This window comes from Halomonas sp. BN3-1, from assembly GCF_003056325.1.
Lineage (GTDB): Bacteria > Pseudomonadota > Gammaproteobacteria > Pseudomonadales > Halomonadaceae > Halomonas > Halomonas litopenaei.
This window is the reverse complement of the sequence record NZ_PYVV01000022.1, coordinates 23052-44290: the sequence shown is the minus strand read 5'-3', so window position 1 is coordinate 44290 and position 21239 is coordinate 23052. Positions and strand designations below refer to the sequence as shown.

Annotated in this window: 9 protein-coding genes; all 9 read right to left on the bottom strand. The window is 67.0% G+C overall.

Going from position 1 to position 21239, the window contains the following annotated elements:
• Positions 1-174: 174 nt before the first annotated feature.
• Positions 175-1536, bottom strand: a complete 1362-nt coding sequence (locus C9F12_RS21380) for a phosphatase PAP2/dual specificity phosphatase family protein (protein ID WP_108450147.1) — start codon at positions 1534-1536, stop codon at positions 175-177.
• Positions 1533-3287 (bottom strand): bifunctional alpha/beta hydrolase/class I SAM-dependent methyltransferase, encoded by a 1755-nt coding sequence (locus tag C9F12_RS21375; protein WP_108450146.1) that lies wholly within the window; start codon positions 3285-3287, stop codon positions 1533-1535. Before C9F12_RS21375 ends, C9F12_RS21380 begins: the two co-directional genes overlap by 4 nt.
• Positions 3284-3916, bottom strand: a complete 633-nt coding sequence (locus tag C9F12_RS21370) for a CDP-alcohol phosphatidyltransferase family protein (protein ID WP_108450145.1) — start codon at positions 3914-3916, stop codon at positions 3284-3286. Before C9F12_RS21370 ends, C9F12_RS21375 begins: the two co-directional genes overlap by 4 nt.
• A 104-nt stretch (positions 3917-4020) precedes the next feature.
• Positions 4021-4785, bottom strand: a complete 765-nt coding sequence (locus tag C9F12_RS21365; protein ID WP_231498686.1) for an FCD domain-containing protein — start codon at positions 4783-4785, stop codon at positions 4021-4023.
• Between the two features lie 183 nt (positions 4786-4968).
• Positions 4969-7194 carry an HlyD family efflux transporter periplasmic adaptor subunit gene (locus C9F12_RS21360; protein WP_205254748.1) on the bottom strand — a complete coding sequence of 742 codons (2226 nt, stop codon included), beginning with the start codon at positions 7192-7194 and terminating at the stop codon, positions 4969-4971.
• Positions 7195-7196: 2 nt separating this feature from the next.
• Complete coding sequence (locus C9F12_RS21355) at positions 7197-8627, bottom strand: HlyD family efflux transporter periplasmic adaptor subunit (protein WP_108450143.1); 1431 nt, start codon at positions 8625-8627, stop codon at positions 7197-7199.
• Positions 8624-9568: an efflux RND transporter periplasmic adaptor subunit gene (locus C9F12_RS21350; RefSeq protein ID WP_162816546.1), complete on the bottom strand. Its 945-nt coding sequence runs from the start codon at positions 9566-9568 to the stop codon at positions 8624-8626. Before C9F12_RS21350 ends, C9F12_RS21355 begins: the two co-directional genes overlap by 4 nt.
• Entirely contained in the window at positions 9558-11153 is a 1596-nt protein-coding gene (locus C9F12_RS21345) for a TolC family protein (RefSeq protein ID WP_108450141.1), read from the bottom strand. The genes C9F12_RS21350 and C9F12_RS21345 overlap by 11 nt, the downstream gene beginning before the upstream one ends.
• Positions 11154-11176: 23 nt before the next feature.
• A complete protein-coding gene (locus C9F12_RS21340) occupies positions 11177-21067 on the bottom strand; it encodes a VCBS domain-containing protein (protein ID WP_108450140.1) in 9891 nt (3296 codons plus the stop codon).
• Positions 21068-21239: the final 172 nt, after the last annotated feature.

The window sequence follows — 21239 nt, the reverse complement described above, 5'->3', positions numbered from 1 at the left end:
TAGAGGGCATCAGGGGGCATAGTCTAGCTACCAGGCTGTTGAGCCTCAGGCTCTGTGGATGCTCACCCTGATGCCAAGGCCTGCTGGCAGCTAAACAACAAGCCCGGAGAGACACAAGGCTCTGTCCTGGGACCCGTGACAAGGCCCTGTCGAGTGTCACTCGGCGGGGCCTTGTCATGCCGGCGAGCCGACGCGCGCGAGGTGCGGGTCCCGCGCGAGGGTCTCGAGGGCCTGACGATGGTGGGCCTTGAGCACGCTGATGGGGCGGGCGCTGCGCACCTGTATCACGGCGTCATCGACGTTGCGCGCGCGCCCTGTCAGCAATAGCCAGGCAGCAACGGCGCTGGTGCTGCGCGAGACTCCGAGGGCGCAGCACACCAGCACAGGGCCTCCTTGGCGATAGTGTTCGATGGTAGCGGCGGCAAGGCGCAGCGTCTGCGGCGATGCCACTGTCAGGTCCATGACGCCAAGGCTCGTATAGTCTCTTGCCCCGGACGGCGCTGGAAGCTCGGCGCAAAGATCGACCAGGGCCATCGTCGGTGAGGGCATGGTGTGCCAGGGGAGTCGCCCGAGGTAGACCCCGTCGGTTACCACGTCGGGTTGCGGGCGTCGACGGGTCCACACACGAGCGTTGAGACAGGCGGCCATTGTGTAGGGGGCGTAGAGCAGCGTCGCCGCCAGTGAGAGCCGCCCTGTGGCGTCCTTTTGAAAGCCTGACGGGCCGAGCCAGGCGTAGTTGAGCGCGACCAGCAGCAGGGACAGCGCTGGCCAGGCGAGCCACAGCGCGGCGCCGCCGATGGCCAGGGCCAGTCCGCACAGGGCCGCCGCCGCCAGGGCGTAGCGCCAGGCCAGTTGGTAGCTCGCCGAGGGAAGTGACCGGCGTGACGCGAGAGGAGCCAGCGGCGAGCGAGCCTGGGAGGGCCATAGCCAGAGGCTCAGTGCACCGACCAGGGCGCCGCTCGGCACGTCGATGAAATGGTGCTGCCAGGTGGTCAGCACCGAGACGCCGATCAGGCCGCACCAGCCGTGTAACAGCCAGCGCCAGCGGCGGTCAAGGTGCGCGGCATAGGCGTGCCAGAGCACCACCAGCAGCGCGATATGCAACGACGGCGCCTGATTGTAGGGCAGGTCGAAGCCCATCAGGATATCGAAGAGCGAGCCAAAGACGCCGTCCAGCTCCGGTCGCACCAGGCCGCAGCGCAGTGGGTAGGCCAGAAAGCCGATGACGCAAAGCAGCTGCACGCTCAGCAGGCGCTTGACCAGCCGCGACAGCTCCCCTCCATCGCGCGGCAGCCACAGCAGCGCCAGGGCGTACATCAGGTCGATGGACCAGTAGGGCACGATGGTCCAGGGCAATAGCGGGATCGCCGATTCCCACGCAAACATCATGCTCGGCAGCGGTTCGCGCGCTGCGCTGAGGTGGTTGCAGGCGGTGTAGCTGGCAAAGAATATCAGCCCAAGAACCAACAGCGAGAGAGCCCCCCTGACGCGCAGGGCGAAGCAGGCGTGGTAGCGGTTGTCGCTGTTTGCGCTCATTGCGGGAGCCGGCGGGCGAGCATCACCGAGAAGATCCCCCAGGGATCGATACGCAGGGTTTCGACCACGAATCCGCTGGCGTGAAGGAGCTGGCGCATCTCGTATTGGCTGCGACAGCGCATCACCCAGGGCTCGCCCTGGCGGTGAGACGACAGGGCCCTGGCGATAAAGGTGAGCTGTGGATGCCAGGGCTGGTTGGTGACGATAAGGCGACTGCCTTCGGCCATGCTGTCGGCCAGCCCGCACAGGGAGTCCATGACCCGATCATTGTCGCAATAAAGCTCGTAGAGTCCCGAGACTACGGCCAGCGTGGGGGCGGGAGAGATGCGGGCGAGGCTAGCGCGGTCAAAGGCATCGCCGGCGTTGAAGCGAACGCGGTCGGCAAGGCCCATCTGTTGGATCATGGCCCTGCCGGCAGCGACGTTGTGCTCGCTGTAATCGCGCAATAGCACGCTGTCGGGCGCTGGGTCCATGGCTGCCACCGCAGAGAGAACGTAGCGACCGTGACCGGCGGCAACATCCAGCAGGTGCAGGTCGCGATCTTCGTCACGCAGGCATCCGGCAGCCAGGGAAATCAGTTCTTCCAGGTGGCGGCGTCTAAGGCGAATACCGCGCCAGCCAATGGCGTCGAGGTGCACGCGGTCGATCAGCCGGCCCAGGCGGCTCGAGCTCTCGGCGCGGTGGCGATAGACCTGATCGAGCATTGCTCCTGAGTCAAAGCCGCGTTCGATGCCTACCTTGAGGCTGCTGGAAAGACGCGCGCCGACCCTGAGAGCTGCCCGCATCAGACGCCAGTAGCCAGCCTTCAGCGAGCCTGCTGCAAGTGGGCGGCCCAGCGCTTCAACCTTGGCGCAGCCCTGTCCGTGGAGGTGGGCGGCAAGGCGAGTGAGCGGTAGAGCGGGCGCCTCAAGCTGGCGCAGGATAAAACGGCGCATGGGAGCCAGGGCCAGATGACGATCGCGCTCGCCGAGGGTGTCGTGGAAAAAGCCCTCGAGCAGGTGGCACTCCTTGTCCGGGTGGGGCAGTCGCGCAAAGAAGTCGAGCTGAGGTCGTCGGTCGACCACATGGTCTCGACCAGACAGCAGCAACTGGATGGGAGTATCGATGGTGTCGGCGTCATCGACGATGCGCCGGGAGGTATCGGCAAGACCGATCAAGATGCGCGCCGATATCTGGCGACTGATGGCCGGGTCCGTGGCGTAGCTGCGTTGACGCTCTGGGTCGTGGGTCAATAGCGAGGCACGCACGTAGCTCTTGATGAAGACTTTATCGGACAGTCGGGTGGCGAGCCTCAAACAGGGCAGCGCCAGGGGAATGTACAACTTGACCTTGAAGGCAGGCGCCGCCAGTACCGCGGCGCGTATGTCGGGGGCGTAGTCGTGAAGCCAGCTTGCTATGATCACGGCACCGACGCTCTGGGCGATCACGATGGTATCGGCGGCGGCTTGACGGTGATGGGCGGCGAGGTGGTCAAAGAAGGTCTGGACGTCTCGCGCATAGGTAGCAAAGTCCGGAGCGTCGCCACGAACCCCGTCGGAGGCGCCGTGACCACGCGCGTCCCAGGCGAAGAAGGCGACGCCGGGCAGGTCGAGTTCATCGACCAGATGGGCCATCCGGCCGCCGTGCTCGTGGCCACGATGAAACAGCACGATGGCGCCGTTGCGGTTGTCTGCCGTCGCCGGCCAGTGGCGATAGTGCAGGCGCTGGCCGTCGTGGGCGGTGAAATCGAGGGCCTCCTGCGGGCGCGTCATGGTCTTTCATCCCGGTCGCCTGGGGTAGCGACCTCGGCGATGCCACGCTGGACGCGATGGTACAGCGAGACCAGCATCAGCGCCGCCATCAGCCAGAAAACTGCTGCGATAAACCAGCTTGCCGCCAGGCCCACCACCACCACCAGGGCGAGTATGCCGATGATCAGGGCGCGATCGCTCTTGCCCATGGGGCCATCATAGCGTCGGGTCGCCCCGACCAGGGGGCCCATGACGCCGGCGTACTCGACGATGATCGCCAGCACCATGGCGACCAGGACGGCGCCGGGGCCTGTCTCGGGCAGCAGCGCGAAGGGGACGAACAGGGCGGCGTCCGAGACCACGTCGCAAAGCTCGTTGAGATAGCCGCCCAGGGCCGTCTGCTGGCCGTGTTCACGGGCGAGCATGCCGTCGATGGCGTTGAGCGCCATGCGTAGGGGGAGCCACAGTGCGATCAGTACGAACCAGAGCTGCGTCTGCACGTTGAGGCTAACCACTGCCGCCACCAGCAGTGACAGCACGGCGGCCAGCAGGGTGACCTGATTGGCGCTGACGCCACGCTGGTGAAGGCGGCCCACCAAGGGACGCAGCAGGGCTTGAAAACGAGGCTTGAAATCATACACGGAGGCCATGTCAAAGATCCTTTTTGACGGGCTAGGCGGGGGGACGGGGCTGGCGGGTGCGTGGGCTGCGCCAGGCCGCCAGCATAGCATGGCGGCTCCCACAGGACCTTGACTCAGCCGGTAGGAGGCAACTCCAGGTCGCTGCCGAGCACCGAGTCGCCGGGCTTGATGCCCAGGGCGTCGGCGGTACCGGCGAGCACCGCCTGGGCGGCGCGAAAGGCGTCCTGGGGGCGTCGCGTGCGGATCGCCTCCATCAGCTCGCGGTGACGCTCGAGGCTGTCCTCGGGGTCGCTGGCGCTTTCGTTGGAGGTCTCGATCAGCAGGTAGATCGAGGGGCGCAGGATATGCGAGAGCTGGGACCAGACGATATTGCGGGTGGCCTTGAAGATGGCCACATGGAAGGCGATGTCGTGATCGCTGTGCAAGCGCTTGGCGTCGCCCTCGGCGGCGTTCATGGCGCTCTCCATGCCCTCGAAGGCCTCCTCGATGGCGACCAGATCGCGGGCCGTCGCGCGGCGGGCGGCGGTCATCGCCACGTAGGGCTCGACGTCGAGGCGGAAGCTCAGGATCTCGCGCTGGATCTCGGGGTTGGGAGCCGCGTAACGGGTCATCCAGTCGGTGACCGACGGGTCGAGGATGTTCCAGGCCTCGACCTCGCGCACCTTGGAGCCGTGGCCGGAAATGCGCTCGATGATGCCCACGTCCACCAGCTGGCGCAGGTCGCTCCTGACCGCCGAACGGTTCAGCGCAAACTGTTCGGCCAGGTCGACCTCCTTGGGCACGAAGTCGCCGGGGCGATAGCGTCCGCCGAAGATGGCCTCGGCCAGGTAGTCGGCCACGCTGGGGCGTTTGCTGTTGCTGCGAGATGGGACGGCCACTGACTTGCTCCTGGCGAATGCAGTGACGATGCTAGCGAATGTGCAACATAGTGACAATGCGCCTTAGTGACAACGCGGCACAGTGACAACTTGGCACAGTGACAACGGGGCACAGCGACAACGGGGCACAGTGGCAGCGCTGGTGGACTCGCGGGCAGGCAGTCTAAAGGGAGCCGGGCCTTCTCAGAAGCCACTCTCGCGGATCACCACCGAAGCGACCCAGGTAGTGAACTGGCCGACCAGGCTCTGACGCTCGGCGTCGATGTGCAGTTGGCCAGCGGCCTGCCTGCCGCCTGTCCAGGGGCTGTCCAGGCGGGCTTCGATCGCGATCAGCGCGCGTTCAAGACGCAACTTGCCGCGCTCCTCCGGGTCCTCGTGGGTGGACAACGGGCCGCCGTGGCGTGCCGCCAGCAGGGGGTGACTCAGGTGCTCGGCACGGGTGGCACCGATGCTGGTGACGTGTCCGGCCAGCGGTCGGGTGTGGCCCTCCACCAGAAAGCGCACCCGAGCACCAGGACTCAGGCGGTGGACCTCGTCCTGAGGCACGTAGGCATCGATGACCCAGGTCGAGGGGTCCACCAGTACGCCCAGCGGCTCTCGGGTCGCGACCCATTGCCCAGGCGTCTGTTGGCGATCGAAGCGCTGCCATTCGCCGGCGAAGGGGGCGTTGATGACCAGTCGCTGCTGCTCCCGCCGGGCGGCCTGGCGTCCACTTTCGCTGACGCGGTGTAGCGCCAGGGTAGCGCTATCGCGATTACGCCCATCGTCGGCGTCGAGCAGCCCCGCGAGTTCGGCCTCCAGCAGGTCGAGCTCGCTTTCCTGGGCCAGCTCGCGACGTCGGATATCCGGCTCGCTCAGCCGCACCAGGGCCGCCTCTCGCTCGACCCGCCCGGAGGCGGCGATGGTCTCCAGGCGTGCGGGAAACGGCGAGTACAGGGTCAGCTCGCGCTCGGCGTGGAGCACGCCAGGCCCGCTGACGCGGGTCTGCAGGGGCAGGCAGGCCAGCAACAGCAGGGTGCCGAGGGCCAACAGCCAGGCCAGGCGAAAGCGCCGGGGGACGGCGCGGCGATGGGACCACCAGTGCTGCAGTTCTCGGGTGACGGGCATCAGGATGAACCAGGCAATTTCCACGGCGAACAGGACGATGCCCAGCGCCTTGAAGAACAGATGATAGACGGCCAGGGCGATGCCGAGGAACAGCACCAGTCGATACAGCCAGGTGGCGAAGGCGAACAGCACCAGCGAACGTCGCTGATGACGGGGGAAGGGTTCCGGCCAGGCCTCGTCGAGCCCCAGCAGTCGCCGGCGTAGCCACACGCGGGCCTGGGCGCCGGCGCGCTCGTGCAGGTTGGGGAAGTCGAGCAGATCGGTCAGCACGAAGTAGCCGTCGAAGCGCATGAAGGGACTTGCGTTGATCGCCAGGCTCAGCACCCAGCTGGTGGTGGCCAGATACAACAGCGCCGAGTTGACGGCGCCCGGCTCGGTCAGCACCCAGCCAAGGGTCGCCAGGCCTGCCAGGCCAAGCTCCACCAGCATGCCTGCCGACGAGATCGCCAGCCGCGATCGACTGCGCCTGAGTTTCCAGCTCTCGCCGGTGTCGGTGTAGAGCATCGGCCACAGCACGATAAAGGCGACGCCCATATGCGCCACCTTTACCCCCAGCCGGGTCGCCACTAGGGCATGGCCGAGCTCGTGGCAGGCCTTGGCGACCACCAGTGCACAGGCGAAGCTGAGCATGCCCGACAGCGAGAAGGCGTCCATCACCGCGTGGGTAAAGTGGTCCCAGCGGCGCACCACCAGCACCAGCCCGAGCAGTCCGAGCAACAGCACCGCCGTGACCATGCCACGGCTGAACAGCCAGGGCAGGGCGCGCACCACGGCGCCGAGAAAGCGCTGCGGGCGCACCAGCGGCAGGCGAAAGAACAGATAGTGATGCAGCCACCAGGACAGCTTGCGCCAGGCGGCGCCTGTGGCGGCCTCGCGGGCCAATCGGTCGGTAGCTTCGGGCCCGGCCCGCAAGAGACGGTGATGCTCGAGAAAGTCGACCAGTTCGAGCACCTGCTCGAGCGACGGCTGCATCGGCGTCTGGGCGGCGATCTCGTCGCGAATCCGCGCGGGGCTCGCCCCCCAGCGCGCCAGACACTCGAACTCGAGCCAGCCGATCCGGTAGAAGCGATTGGTCACCGGGTCCTGGATCGACCACTGGGGCTCGCCATGGCGATCACGACCTGCATCCACCAGCACCAGGTCCTCGCGCAGCGGTGGCGGCGGACGATCCGCCCGTTCATCGACGCCGGCGGTGTGATGGGCCATCGTCGCGGTAAAGGGACTGGCGTGGACGTCCGTGGGTGAGGCAGCCGCGCTATGGGAAGCCCCCGGGCCATGGCTTGCGGGTGTCGCTGAGGCCATGGCTACCACCCCGTCCAGGCGCGCAGGGCCGATAGCGGCCGGCGCAGCAGGTAGTAGCCGAGACTGACCTCTTCGCCGTAGACCTTGGCGGTGCCGTGCAGCCCCAGGCGTACCTTGTTTACTGCCGAGTCGGCCTGGGTATCGGTCACTTGGTCGAGGCTCTGTCCGGCGCTGTCTTTCACCTCGGTCGGCGCAAGCTCGGCCAGCAGGCGATAGGCGGCGACGCCATCTGCGTCGGTCGAGGCTTCGTAGCTGGTCTGGGTGAGGCGCGCGCCGATCGGTTCCAGCGGCCGGGCGCTGAGGAACACCTTGACCTCGGCCCCCGCTGCCAGGGTGATGGCGTCGGCGGCGGCCAGCTGGATCTCCACCGCCGGCTGATCGGGGTCGGCCAGGCGCAGGATGCGCTCGCCGGTGGCGACGGGGCGTCCTTCCCAGTCGTCGGGGTCGCTGTAGACCGCGACTCCCGCCGTCGGAGCCGTCACCAGGGTGCGTTCGAGCCTGGCCTCCAGTGCCTCCAGTTCGGCCAGGCGCTGTGCCTGCTGGCGCCTCAGGCGACTTATGTCGGCGAGCCGTGAGCGGTCGTCGAAGGCCAGGTTGCCGGCGGCGTCGAGCTCGGCGCTGGCCACCTCGAGCTGACGCCTGAGTACCTCGGCGCGGCCTTCGAGTTCGCTACGATCCAGGCGAAACAGGGGGGTGCCGGCCTCGACGCGTGAGTTGGGCTCTACCAGCATCTCGGCCACCACACCGTCCAGCGGGCTGGTGATGGCGGCGCTGTCCAGCGACACGATCTCGGCCGGGGCCAGGGCCGACTGGCGCACCGGCAGGAACATCGCGGCGATCACTGCAACCAATAACAGCCAGCCGAGCCGACGACGCGGTAGCTGCCAGGCGCGTCGGCGTGGCGCCAGGGCCAGCCAGCAGTAGCGCCAGGTGGCGGCCAGGCCACCGAGCTGCTGGCGCAGCGCCTGGGGCGGTGGCTGCTCGAGCAGAAACAGCGCCCAGGCATGGTCGCTGGACGACTTTCGGTCGGCGTCGGCGACGCCGGGACCCAGCGGCACCAGCCACAGCACCTCTGGCCACCACTGGGCCCAGCCTTCGGACAGGTCGTCGGGGAGTTCAAGTTGATCGCGCAGCAGCAGCCTGGGGCCATCGATGTCGTGTTGATCGAGCAGCCAGGCGCCGAGCCTTTCCACCCAGTTGACGAAGGGGGTGCGCTCGGTGGGCGTGGCCAGCCCCGAGACACAGCGCAGCCTGACCGCACCCCGGGCACGGCCCTCCAGTACCAGTGCCTGACGAAAGCGCAGCAGCGGATAGGGGTCGTTGGCGATGGAGAAGGCCAGGGTGGTGCGCGAGTCGGCGTCCAGCGCGCGATCTCGCAGGGCCAGGCTCAATGACGCCAGCGACGCCGGGCGTGGGTGTTCGCTGGCGCTCATGGCGTGCCTTCGTCGCTGTCCTCTGTGGTAGGCGATTCGGCCACCAGGGTGGCACGCCCGGTCATGCCCGGCATCAGCTCGTCATGGGCCTGGTCGAGGCGTGCCTCGAGCTCGACGGTCTGGGCCACCGCATCGATGCGGGCACTCACCGCGCTGAGCGTGGCGGCGTAGCGCTTGCCGGTCTCGCTGACGTCAAGGCTGAGCGACTGGCCTTCGCCGAGCTCGGCCAGGTGCGCCGAGGGGGCATTGAGCCGGACCTTGAGAGGGCCATCACCGACCAGATCGACGATCGGCGTACCGGCGGCCATGGTCTGAAAGGGCTTGACGTGAACCGCGGCGATGCGCCCGGCGAAGGGCGCCTTCAAGGTACAGCGATCGCGCTGGACGGCGGCAAGGTTCAAGGCGCTCTGGGCCTTGTCGACCTCCGCCCGGGCCAGCGCCACCTCGAGATCGCCCACCGCGTCCAGGCGGCGCAGGCGGTCCTTGGCCTGGCTGTTGAGCCGGGCCACGCCGAGTTCGGTATTGGCCACGTTGACCCGGGCCTGCTCGATTCGGCAGTCGAAGCGGGCCAGCACATCGCCCTCGGCCACCCTAGCACCCAGCGACACGGCCAGCTCGTCCAGGGTGCCTTCCATGCGGCTGGACAGGGTCGCCTCCTGCTGGGGGGCCAGCAGGGCGCGCATGGTCAGCTCGCTCCGGCTTTGCTGGGTCGATTGCTGTGCCGACTGCTGGGTCGATTGCTGTGCCGACTGCTGGGTCGATTGCTGTGCCGACTGCTGGGTCGATTGATGTGCCGACTGCTGGGTCGATTGATGTGCCGACTGCTGGGTCGATTGAGGTGCCGACTGCTGGGCCGATGCCAGCGCCGAAAGCCCGAGCAGGGGCAGTGCGAGGCCGAGGAGCATCCCGGCCGAGCGCGGGCGAAGACGACTAGACGGCATCGGTGCCCCCCTCATCGGCGCCTGTCCCCGGCTGCGGGCGACGCGGCTCCAGGGTGTGCCCGCCGGCTGGCGCCGGTGGCTGGCCCGGGTGAGGCGCAATGATGCCCTGGCGCTCGTGGGTGGTCATGATCCGCTCGATCTCGCCGGCCAGGGTCTGTACATCGTGCTGGCCGACGGTCTCGGGCAGCACGTCCAGGCCCACCGAGTTGAACAACCGGCCCCAGGCGGCCTGGGCGCGGGAGTAGGCCGCCTCGCGCTGGTACTGGGACAGCAGATAGCGGCTCTCGGCGCGAATCACCTCAAGCTCCGAGCCGATGGAAGAGGAGGCCGCGGCCTTGGCGTAGGCCAGCAGGTCCTCGTCCACCTCGAGGCTCTCGTCACTGTACTCGAGCTCCTCGCGGGCCAGGTGGTAGCGCAGGGCGCCCACCCGAACCTGGGTCAGTACCGCCATGGACAGCGCGGTACGGCGCAGGTCGTCGGCGTCACCCTGGGTGTCCTGGGCTTCGTTTAGATCGGGATAGGACAACAGCTTCAACAGGTTCAGGGACACGTTGACGCCGGTCTCGGTCCAGTCGTTGTTGTACAGGTAGTCGTTGGAATCGTACTCGACGCCCGCGCTGACCGTGACGTTGGGCCACAGCCTGAGCTTGGCGGCTTCCAGATCGTTCTGGTTGACCCGCTTGCGGTACCACTCCTCCATGATCTCCGGGCGGTGCTGCAGCGCCAGCTGTTCCAGGCGCTCGATATCGCTGACGTCCGGGGGAAGATCCGGTTCCGGTTCGTCGGCCAGGATCAGGCGGGTACCGGGGGGCAGCGACATCAGCGCGGCCAGTTCGGTCTTGGCCAGCTCCAGATCCTGGCGGCGCGCGGTCAGCAGGGTGGTGGAGTCGAGCAGGGCGCGTTGGTAGGCCAGTACCTCCTGGCGTGGCAGCAGCCCCTGGCGCTGGGCCTCACGGGCGGCGTCCAGCGCTACCTCGGTGCGCGCCAGCAGTACATTGAGGCGAGGAATCAGGCGTTGGGCGGCCAGCGCCCGCCAGTAGGCGTTGCGTACGTCGCGCAGCACGTTCTGGGCGACCTTGCGCCGACGTTCCTCGGCCATCAGCATCTGATCGGCCTTCTGCTGGTTCTCGTAGTAGGCCAGGCCGAAGTCGAGCAGGCTCCAGGACAGGCCAAGGCCCGCGGTGGAACGGTAGCGCTGCTCCGAGGTGGAGGGCCGCAGGCTTTCCTCGCCGTCCTCGATACCGATGGAGGTGCCGCCGGAGTCGTTGCTGCGATCGCTGTAGCCGGCCTCGGCGACGATGCGTGGCAGCAGTTCATGGCGCGAGACGTCACGCAGGTTCGAGGCCAGGGCGCTTTCCATCAGCTTCAGGCGATAGTCGAGGTTGTACTTGAGTGCCCGGGCGGCGGCCTCGTAGAAGGTGACCGGCTGATTGAGCGGCTCCTGCAGGCGATACATCTGGGCCTGGTCGCTGATCGCCCGCTGACGGATCTCGGTGGCGTCGAAGGGCTGGGGCTCGAGGCTGGAGCAGGCACTCAGGGTCAGGCCGGCGGTGACCGCCAGCGTGGTGAGCGGTAGTCGATGCATGCGGTGTCCTTGTCGTTCGAATCTCACAGGTCGTGCTCCCCTCGCAGCGGCGCGGTGGAGCCGGCCATGGCCGTCAGTTGTGCGCGAAAGCCTGCAGCGACCCTGGGAGAGGCGCCGGAGGTCTCATCTGGCCCGCGCCAGCCGTCCTGGTCACCATCGGCGATCCATTCGGCCCCCGGCGGCAGCACAGGCCGGCCGTCATCTGCCGCGTCGGGGGGCGGCGCCTCGGCCGAGCCAGGTTGAGCGTCGCCCGGCGTCGAGCTTCGCGTCGGAATCGTCGGTTCGCTGTCGGCACCAGAGGCGTTGTTCAGCAATTGTTCGCGGGTGGGAGCGTAGACGGAGGGATCGGCCAGCAGGCCATCCGCCGTCAGATCGGTGCGGCCGTGGCGGCCCAGCAGCAGCAATTGATCCTGCTCGGCATATAGGCGACTCAAGGCTACGCCGCGCAGCACGTACTGGCCTGGCACCTCACCCAGGCCGTTGGCCAGCGACGGGATCTGCGTCTCCAGCGGCCTGACCAGCCAGGGCTGGGCGCCGTGGGACAGGCGCAGGTAGTCGAAGACCTGACGGCTGTTGCGCTCGACTTCCGGGGTGACGTAGACCACCGGGTCGACATCGCCGAGGGTGGCGCGCGACTGGCGCCCATCGTCCGGGCGCAGGAAATGGGGCCCGGCGCCATCCCTGATCGGAATATAGGGTGCGGCGATATCCAGGGTCAGGGTCAGGGTGGCGGTGTCGCTGGCGCCGGCCTGGTCGGTCAGGGTGTAGACGAAGACCTCCTGCAACAGCGGACCCAGGCCGCTGGCGCGCAGCACCTCGCTGTTGGTGCGGTCGATAAAGTAGCGGTAGCTGCCGTCCGCCTCGATGATCAGGGTGCCGTAGCGGCCCGCCAGGCGCTCGCCGGGCGCCGCGGTGACGCCATCCTGGGTCACTAGGGTGACCCTTTGGGTCTCGCCGTAGCGCTCGGCGTCGACGTCTGTGTCGTTGGGCAGCACATTGCCGGTGGCGTCGGGGCGGCTCGCGCCTCCGCCGATGTCCACGGCGTCGCCGCTGTCGTCGCGGGCCGTCGGTGCGTCGTTACGCCCATCGATGGTGATCGTCAGGTTGGCACTGGCGGGGCCGCCCCAGCGATCTTCCAGTGCATAGGTGAAGACGTCGACCAGGGTCTGACCGCTTTGACGCAACGCCTGGACCTCCGGGTTGTCGTCATCGACCTGGTAGCGGTAGCTGCCGTCGGCCTCCATCACCAGGCTGCCGTAGCGGCCCACAAGGGCGTTGCCGAGGGTGCCTTCGGTGCCAGCACTTGGGTCATCGCCGGTGCGAACGCCGGTCACTGTCAGGTTGGGGCCGAGCAGGTTGACGCCGAGGTTGATGTCGCCATCGACGTCGCTGTCGTTGTCGAGCACATTGCCCACGGCGTCCGCCCCGGGTGTGGCGTTGTCCCGGCCGCCGGCCTCCACCGCCAGGCCATCGTCGGCGCCGGGCAGCGGCGCCTGGTTCTGGCCGCGCACGAACACCGTCAGTTCCGCCAGGTCCACTAGTCCCGCCAGATCACGGGCCTCGTAGGTGAAGATGTCGCGGCGGAACTCCAGGGGGCCAAGCCCGAGGATCTCGGCGTTGGTCTGGTCGACCGCGTAGGTGTAGCTGCCGTCGGTGGCAAGCGTCAGGGTGCCGTACTGGCCTGTCAGGGTTATCGTGCCGGCGCTGGGGGGGGACAGGGCCCCGCCTGCGGCCTCGGTGCCGGGTCGGGCAGCGCTGACGGCAATTCGGTCACCGGCGTCGATATCACTGTCGTTGTCGAGCACGTTGCCGCTGGGATCGCGGCCGGTGCCCAGGTCGTTGTCGGCCACCGCCAAGGCGATGTTGTCGGCGGCCACCGGGGCGTCGTCGCGTCCCTGAATGGTCACGGTCAGACGCGCCGTGGTGCTGGCACCCAGGGGATCGACGCTGCGGTAGACGAAGACCTCGGTGAGGGTATCGTTGGCGGTTCTTAGGGCCTCCACCGTCGGATTGGTGTTGTCGACCACATAGGAAAAGCTGCCGTCGGCGTTCAGGGTCAGGGTGCCGTAGCGTCCGGCCAGCGGCTGGCCGGCGTTTACCGTGGTGGTGTTGAAGCGGACCTGATCGACACTCAGTGTCTGTCCATCCACGTCGTCGTCGTTGGTCAGGACATTGCCGCTGGGGTCGTCACCTGGGGTGGCGTTGGCGGTACCCCCGGCCTCCACCGCGATGGCCTTGTCGGCCACCGGGCTCGGCGGATCGTTGGCGCCGGTGACGGTGACGACCAGCTCGGCCAGGTCCGGATTGCCGGCGGTGTCGATCAGCCTATAGGTGAAGGTCTCGCTCAGGGTGGCGCCTGCCGCCAGGGCCTGTACGGCGGCGTTGTCGCCGTCGACCACGTAGCGGTAGCTGCCGTCGGCGTTTACCGTGAGGCGCCCGTACTGACCATCGACGCTGGCGCTGACGCCACCGAGGCTGGTCATGGCGCCGCCGGCCGTCTCGCTGCCGGGGCGAATGGCGCCGACGGCGAGTGCGCCCTGGTCGATCGCATCGACGTCAACGTCGACGCCATCGCCGTCGTTATCGCCGATCAGATTGCCGGTGCCGTCCACCGCTGGCGTGGCACCGTCGGTGGACGGTGCCTGGGCGCTGGTGGTGTTGTCGGTGGCGACGGGGTTGTCCTGGGCACCTTCGATGGTGATGGTCAGCACCGCGATGTCATCGAGTCCCAGGGCGTCGGTGATCCGGTAGCTGAAGGTCTCGCTCAGGGTCTCGCCTGCCGCCAGGGCCTCGACCGCCGCGGTATCGTCCTCGACGACGTAGCGGTAGTTGCCATCGGGGGTGATGGTCAGGATGCCGTAGCTGCCGAACACGTCGGTGGCGCCACTTACGTCGGTAAAGACGCCGAGAGGCTCATCGCCAACGCGGATCCCGGACACCGCCTTGCTCTCGCCGTTGAGGTCGACGTCGGTGTCGTTGCTCAGCACATTGCCGCTGGCGTCCTGGCCGGCGGTGGCGTTGTTGATGCCACCTTTCTCGATGGCCACGCCGCTGTCGTCGACGCCTACCGGGGCGTCGTTGGCGCCTTCGATGGTGATGATGATGGTGGCCTGGGAGGTGACGCCTGCGCGATCGCTGATTTCATAGACGAAGGACTCGGGCAGCGTATTGCCGCTCAGCCTCAGAGCCTCGACAGCAGCGTTGTCGTTGTCGAGCTGGTACTCCGCCGAGCCGCTCGAGGAGATCACCAGGGTGCCGTAGGTGCCGACGATAAGGGTAGGTGAGGCGGGGTCGCTGTTGACCGCCTGCAGTGAGCCCGCAGTGGTGCCCGCCCGGACCACCGTCAGCACGTCGGGGTCGGCGTCATTGAGGTCGGCGTCGGTATCATTGAGGATGACCAGGCCGTTGGGATCGATACCGCCGAGATTGAAGCGTCCCCCGGCCTCCACGGCGATGGCGTTGTCGTTGGTCGCGATGGGGTCGTCGTTGACCGCGATCACTTCGATGGCCAGGGTATCGCGGTCGGTCAGGGCGTCGGCGCTCTCGCCGGGGGTGCCGTCGCCGGTGTCCGGGTGGTCGCCGAAGTTACCGTTGTCGCTGGTGACGATGGTCAGGGTATCGTTGCCGTTGAAGTTGGCGTTGCCGGTATAGGTCAGGGTGGCGAGGGCAGCATTGATCTGGGTGACGCTGCCGGTGAGGATCAGCTCGCTGGTGCCACTGCCTGACACACTGGCGCCACCGGCGCTGGAAGCGTTCAGGGTGCCGTTGTTCACACTCAACGTCGTGGTCAGGTTCTGGGCCCCGCTGGTACCGGGTGTCAGGGCGTCGGGATCGGCAATCGAGATGCCGGAGATGGCAAATTCGGTGTCTTCGTTGCCGGAGGCCGGCGAGGCCGGCAAGGCGTGGACCGGGGCGTCGTTGAGTTCGACATAGCCGATATCGGCGTCGAAGGTGGTGGCACCGTCGACGGCGCCGGTGATCAACGACAGGCTGCCGTCGCCGAAGGTGCCGCCATCTGAGTCGAGGCGCGCCTTCAGCTCGCCAGAGGTGGCGTCGGTGAGGCTTTCGCTAGCCGAGATCCGATAGCTGCCCTTGGGCAGCACACCGAAGGCGTAGTTGCCGTTTGCGTCGGTGAGCGTGGTGTAGCTGACGTCGTCGGCGTTACCGAAGGTATCATCGCTGCCTGCCCAGGTCAGGGTCACACTGACGCCGGCCAGGCCATCGCCATCGGGTGCGGTGCTGGCGTCGGCGGAAAGGGTGTCATTCCACAGCGTGCCTTCGACAAGTCCGAGACTCGCCCCGGCGGTCAACACATAGTCATTGAGCCCGCCGCTGCCGTCGGCATCGGTACGCTCGCCCTTGTCCGTGCCGTCGACGCCGACATCGCTGCCACCAAAACCATCGAAGCTGCCGTCGTCGGGCAGGCTGGACCAGGCAAGACGGGCCTCGGCGGCGGTGGCCGCCACCACCGCGTTGTTGGGTACCTCGACGCGATAGGACACGCTGACCTCGCTGCCCGGCTCGAGCTGTGCAAAGGTGAGCTCGATTCCCGAGGCGGTGGCGCTGGCCGTGACTCCGGCCGGCAGGCCGCCCAGGCTGTAGCTCTGGCCATCGATGACCACACTGTCGATGACATAACCGCTGCCCGAGGGAAAGGCGTCGGTCAGCTTGACGTCATAGGCGGGCATGCCGCCGTTCTGGGTAAAGGCAACGGTGACGCTGGCGGTACCGGTGGTGTCATCCGGGGCGGGATCGAAGGCCACCACCGTCTTGGTCATGTCGGTGAAGGACGGCTCGACGATACGTTCGATCAGGGTGGCGCTCTCGCCCCGGACCGTGTCGGCCCCGCCTCCGCTCGCGTCAATCAGTTCCCTTGCCACCACCGCGAGCTGGTCGCCTGACTGATTGCCCGACACATTGTCGACGCGCACGTTGAAGTCGATGGAGATGCCTTCGCGATTGGCGTCGGCGGTTTCGCTGTTTTCGAGCCGGCGGAAGTCAAAGGTGAGCACCTGCTTGCCGCCAACAGTCGTGATGGTCAGGATGCCGGCAGCGTGCAGCTGTATTGCCGTGGGTGACACCGCCTGGCCAAGGGTCAGTGCCTGGGCCAGGGCGCTGGTCTCGTCGCCGGCCTCGTTGAAGTCATCACCGATGCCCCGAATGTCGAGTGCCGAACTCGACAGCCCCCCGGCGTCGGAGATCAGTGCCAGGTTGACGCGGTTATCGCCAAAGTCGACAAAGGACAGGCCCGCATCCAGGGTCACCTGAAGCTTGTAGGACTGGTTGTCGCCGTCGGGGGCCAGGGCTACCACCCTATAACGGATGATCTCGCCCACCGCCACGTCGTTGCTGGCGGCCTGGCTGTCGCTGGCGTCGCCGGTGCTGGCAAGGCCACCGATGCGTGAAATATCCAGATAGCTCGCCACCGGTATCGCCAGGGTATCGCTGGTCCGGTAGTCATTGAGGACATTGACGCCAGGCTCGCCGTCGGCGCCGGTGCGCTCGACCACTGGGCTTGCCGGGTCGCCGTCGAGGCTGGTCCACTGCACGCTGGTCGAATTGTCCAGTGTCACCTGGTTGGGGGCATTGGCCGATACCGTCCCCTCGATGGTCAGGGTGACGACGTCTCCGTCCGCCAGGTCGAGATCGAATCCACTCTTGACGCTGACTTGATAGCCGTCGGTGGCGTTGCCAGTGATCTCGAAGGGATTGTCGGCGCCGCTGACGTTAATGACGGAGCCATTGATCGTCACTTGGCTGATGGTGGGCGACACCAGTTCGGGCGAGATGTCGCCGTTGACGTCCAGATCGAAGGCATCGACTCCCGAGGTATTGGACAAGGTGATGGTGTAGCTGACGGGGTCATCGGCATCGACGCCAAGGCCCGGATCGGAAGGAGTGGTCAGCGCCTGTTCGATGGTGACCGTGGGTTCCACCAGGGTGGTGGTCGGGCCCGTACCGGGCTGACTGACGTCGCGATCCACGGCGGTGCTGCCGTTGACCTCATCACCGTCGACGTCTTGGTAGGTGAGGCTGGCCTTGTGTTCGTGCTCGGTACTTTGCTGGTTGTCGAGGGTATTGCTGGCGATCAGGCGTACCCGCAGCACGAAGGTGTTGTTGCCGGTGTCGTTGTCGCCGGTGGCGCTGGCGGCGCTGAAGGTGTACTGGGCATCGACGCCGTCAGCGCCCAGGGTGCCGCTGCTGCCGGTAAGCGCGCTGACGGAGACGCTGCCGGCGAAGTCTGCGCTCAGGTTGTCGCTGTCGGCGGCCAGGGTGATCAGTTCGTAACCCGAGCCATTGAAGCTGGTATCCAGCGCCATGCCCGGTGGTATCAGGTCGTTGATCACGAGGCTCTGGGTAGTGCCTTCCGGCAGGGTCACCACGATGTCGTAGAGCATCGACTCGCCGACCACCAGGTCGGCGCCGTCGGTGTGGCTGGCGCTTGAGTCGTCGTCAGTGGCGGCGCCGCCGTCCGCGAAGGTGGTGGTGATGGTTGGCGCCGCCACCTGCTGGGTGGCGTCGTCATCGAGATCCGTCGGGGTAAAGTCGCTGCCACCGTCGACGCTGGCGTAGTTGGTGAGCGTTGCCTTGGTGCCGAGGGTGCGACTGGCGCTGACCGCCGCGGCCACGGTCACGTCGTAGGTGATGACGATGATGTTGGTGCCGGCGGCGTCGCTGGCGCTGCCATCCCGCCCGGCCTGCAGGGTGGCCTGGCCGCTGTCGTCGAGCAGGGTGATGGTGTTGCCACTGACGCTGTAGTCGGTGCCCTCGATCAGCACGCTGCCGTCACCGAGCGTCAGGGTCAGGTTGGCACCGCCCAGGCTGCCACCGACAAAGGCCAGGTCCGTGGGCAGCGCGATCTCGGTCGTCACGTCGAAGGCACCGCCGCCGCCGGTGTTCTCGAGCAGGGTGGCCAGGCGCAGGGTGTCGCCGGCGTCGATGTCGGTGACGTCGCCGTCCACCGCCGCCGGGTCGGTAATGCTGCCGGTGAAGGGCGCACCCGCCGTGCCGGGCGCATTCCAGCTGCCGCTGGTGCCGCTGACGCTGCCGTTGGTCGAGGACACCACCCCATGGGTGATGGTGACGACCGGCTCGGCCACCGACTGCACCTTGACCACGTCCTGGGTCACCAGTTCGGTCTTGTCGAGGGTGGTGGTCTGGCGCGATTCGGCCAGCACATCCAGCGAGCGACCATCGGCGAAGGGCTGATCCCCCACCGTCATGGTAAAGCTCAGGGCGATGGTGCTGGCCTCTGTCGTGGTCAGGTCTGCCAGGGTAAAGACGATGGCGTTGCCGGGACCGCTCGCTACGCTGGTGATATCGCCCGCCCAGCTGTTGTCCGCTGCCAGGGACCACTGGCCGGGGCCAGTCCCTTCTGTCCAGCTGATGCCCGAGGTGTCGAGCAGCGGCAGCGGCAGGTAGGCGATCAACTGGAAGTTTTCGTGGTCGCCGGTGACCAGCTCGTAGCGCAGGGTGAAGGTCACCTGGTCGCCGGGGGCCAGTTCGCTGACGCCTCCTTCGATGGCGATGTCCACCTGGCCGGTGGGCACCGTCAGCGCTGTGCTGGAGTCGTCGGTCTCGCTCTCGCCGGTCAGGTTGTTCGGGTTGAGCAGCAGGGTGGCATCGACCTCGGCGGCATTGCCCAGGCTGTCGCCTTCGTTGATGGCAGGGTGGTCGGTCACGTTCGCGTAGGCGTCATCGATGACCGCGCGATAGCTGATCAGCGCACGGGTGGCGCCGGCGTCGATCACCCCATCGAAGGCGGCGTCGCCGGCGAGCCAGGCCTGGTCATCCAGGGCGTTCTCGATCGACTGGGCGATATCGAAGACAAGGGTGGTGGTGCCATCGGCATTGACGCTGGTGGTGACCACCAGATCGATGGTGGTGGCGTCATCACCGCTGTAGAGGATCAGCGTCGGGGTACCCGTGAGGGTCTGGCCATTGCCGAGGGTATCGGTGACGACAAACTGACCGTCGAGCTGAGTGTCCTCGCCGAAGGCGAAGTAGTCCGACAGTGCCATCTCCAGCTGGTATTCCAGGGTATCACCCGGGGTCAGGTCGCTGGTGCCGGTATCGATGGCAAGGGTGGCGGTCTTTTCCAGGGTGATCGACTTGGCAACGAAGCTCAGCGCATCGCCGGTCCCCTCGAAACTGACCTTGCCGTCGGGGTCGTCGGGATTGCGGTCGCGATCGTCCAGCGGCAGCCAGACGCCGCTGCCGGTCGGCGCGCCAAAGGTGATCGTCTGGTCATTGCCGGTCACCGGGTCGAGGACAGGGTCGCCGTTGGCATCGGTCTCCGGCACATAGAAGTCTACCCGGCTGGACTGGGCCTCGGTGAGGTTGGCGTAGGTCACCGTGTAGGAGGTGATAAATTCGTCGCCGTCGATCAAGTCCTGGATCTCCGAGGCGTCGGTGTAGGTGCCACCGCTGGCCAGGGTGATGGAGGTCAGGGTGCCGTTGCCGGGATCGATGGCGGTGACCTGAACGTTGGTCGGCACCGGCTGGGTGATGACCACGTCGGTCAGGGTCTGGGCGGTGGCCCCGGCGCCTGCCGGGCGCACCGTGGTGACCAGGCTGTGGGGGTAGTTCTCGCCGGTGGTGGTGTCGCCCTCGCTCATGTCGAGGCTCTGCTCCACCGCGATGACCGTGGGGGTGATGGTGAAGGCGACCGCACTACCGATCAGGCTGGGGTCCTGTTCCGGGTTGGACAGGGCGTCGTTGCCAAGCTCGAAGCCGGCCATGGCCTGGATGACCAGGTTCGGACTGCCGTTGGTCTGGGAGGTATCGGCCAGTTCGCTCAGCTCGCCGGTAAAGGTAACGTCGATGCTTGGCTGGTCGCTGGTCAGGCTGGCAAAGGGTAGTGCCGCCACCACCAGGGTGTCGCCGGCCTGGGCCCCATAGGCCGAGGCCAGCACGGTGATCGGGTCGCCATTGGCGTCCTTTGCCAGGGGGTGCACCGCCTCGCCGTTGGCGTCGAAGGTCACCTGGTAGAGGTCGAGTTGCCCCCCCAGGTAGCTTGCCGAGGTGATGATGACGCCATCGTCGACCTCGGCGCCGGCGCCGTCCTTGCCGGTGGCGGGCACGATCAACTGGACAAAGGGGGCGTAGCCCTCCTGGGCAGTGGAAGCATTGGACACGCTGACGGTGAACTGAAATTCCTCACCCAGCGGCACCTCTGTTGCAGATTCGCCGAGCGACGCCATGGGCTCGGCGTCGGCCAGCAGGCCATCCAAGGGTGCCAGGGCGGCGAGTGCCACGCCACGGTCGTCAGCCATTTGCCCCTGTTGACGCTCCAGTTCCCAGTCGCCGCCCAGGCCACTGTGGCCGGTATCATCGGTGGAGGCGCCCACGTCCATGCCGGTGGCGCTGGCGAGACCTTCCACCAGTTCGAGGCCTGCGTCGGCAGCGCCGATGCGGCAGCCGTAGAGCAGCAGGTCGGCGTCGGCCGTCAGTGCCTCGCGCCACTGGCCGAGGCTCGCCGTCAGGCTCGTGAGAGTGTCGTTGCCGACCCGGGTATCGCCGAGCTGAAACTGTCCTGAGGCGCCGTGGCTGAAGATCTCCACGCTCTCGACCTGGTCCATGCCGGCCAGGGCCGCGGTGATGGCCTCGATACCGTTTTCGTCGGCGTCGACCTCGAGCAGTTCGGCGTCGTCGGCAAGACCATCGCGGATCGTCTGGCGCTGGGCGTCGGAGAGGCGGGCGTCCACCACCACCAGATGGCGAGCCGGCGCTCCGCTACCACGGGGGCTGTCGCTGTCGCCCTGGGTGGCCGGTGCCTGGTCGTCGCCGTCCGTTGACTGCTGGTTGGGTTGCCCACCGTCGCCATCGCTGGCGGGGTCGGGGGTGGCCGCCATGGCACCATCGAACAGCAGGCGTGGCTCCAGCGCGATCAGCCGTGAACGAGTTCCCTTCATACCGACTCCTGCCTTTCCTTGTTGTCACTGTATCGATGGCAGATGACGCTTTGGCTAACATATCTGCACAGTACCCTAAACATAGACGCTGAATCTCTTTCTGTGCCGGAAAATTGGGGAGGCAAATGCTCAAGTCAAAACGTTGGGGGCAGGACTATGGTAGGGGACAGTG

What these genes read in the sequence shown, in the direction of transcription:
- C9F12_RS21355 (WP_108450143.1), bottom strand. Translation starts at nt 8,627, where the DNA reads ATGAGCGCCAGCGAACACCCACGCCCGGCGTCGCTGGCGTCATTGAGC.
- C9F12_RS21345 (WP_108450141.1), bottom strand. Translation starts at nt 11,153, where the DNA reads ATGCATCGACTACCGCTCACCACGCTGGCGGTCACCGCCGGCCTGACC.
- C9F12_RS21340 (WP_108450140.1), bottom strand. Translation starts at nt 21,067, where the DNA reads ATGAAGGGAACTCGTTCACGGCTGATCGCGCTGGAGCCACGCCTGCTG.
- C9F12_RS21350 (WP_162816546.1), bottom strand. Translation starts at nt 9,568, where the DNA reads ATGCCGTCTAGTCGTCTTCGCCCGCGCTCGGCCGGGATGCTCCTCGGC.
- C9F12_RS21370 (WP_108450145.1), bottom strand. Translation starts at nt 3,916, where the DNA reads ATGGCCTCCGTGTATGATTTCAAGCCTCGTTTTCAAGCCCTGCTGCGT.
- C9F12_RS21375 (WP_108450146.1), bottom strand. Translation starts at nt 3,287, where the DNA reads ATGACGCGCCCGCAGGAGGCCCTCGATTTCACCGCCCACGACGGCCAG.
- C9F12_RS21380 (WP_108450147.1), bottom strand. Translation starts at nt 1,536, where the DNA reads ATGAGCGCAAACAGCGACAACCGCTACCACGCCTGCTTCGCCCTGCGC.
- C9F12_RS21360 (WP_205254748.1), bottom strand. Translation starts at nt 7,194, where the DNA reads ATGGCCTCAGCGACACCCGCAAGCCATGGCCCGGGGGCTTCCCATAGC.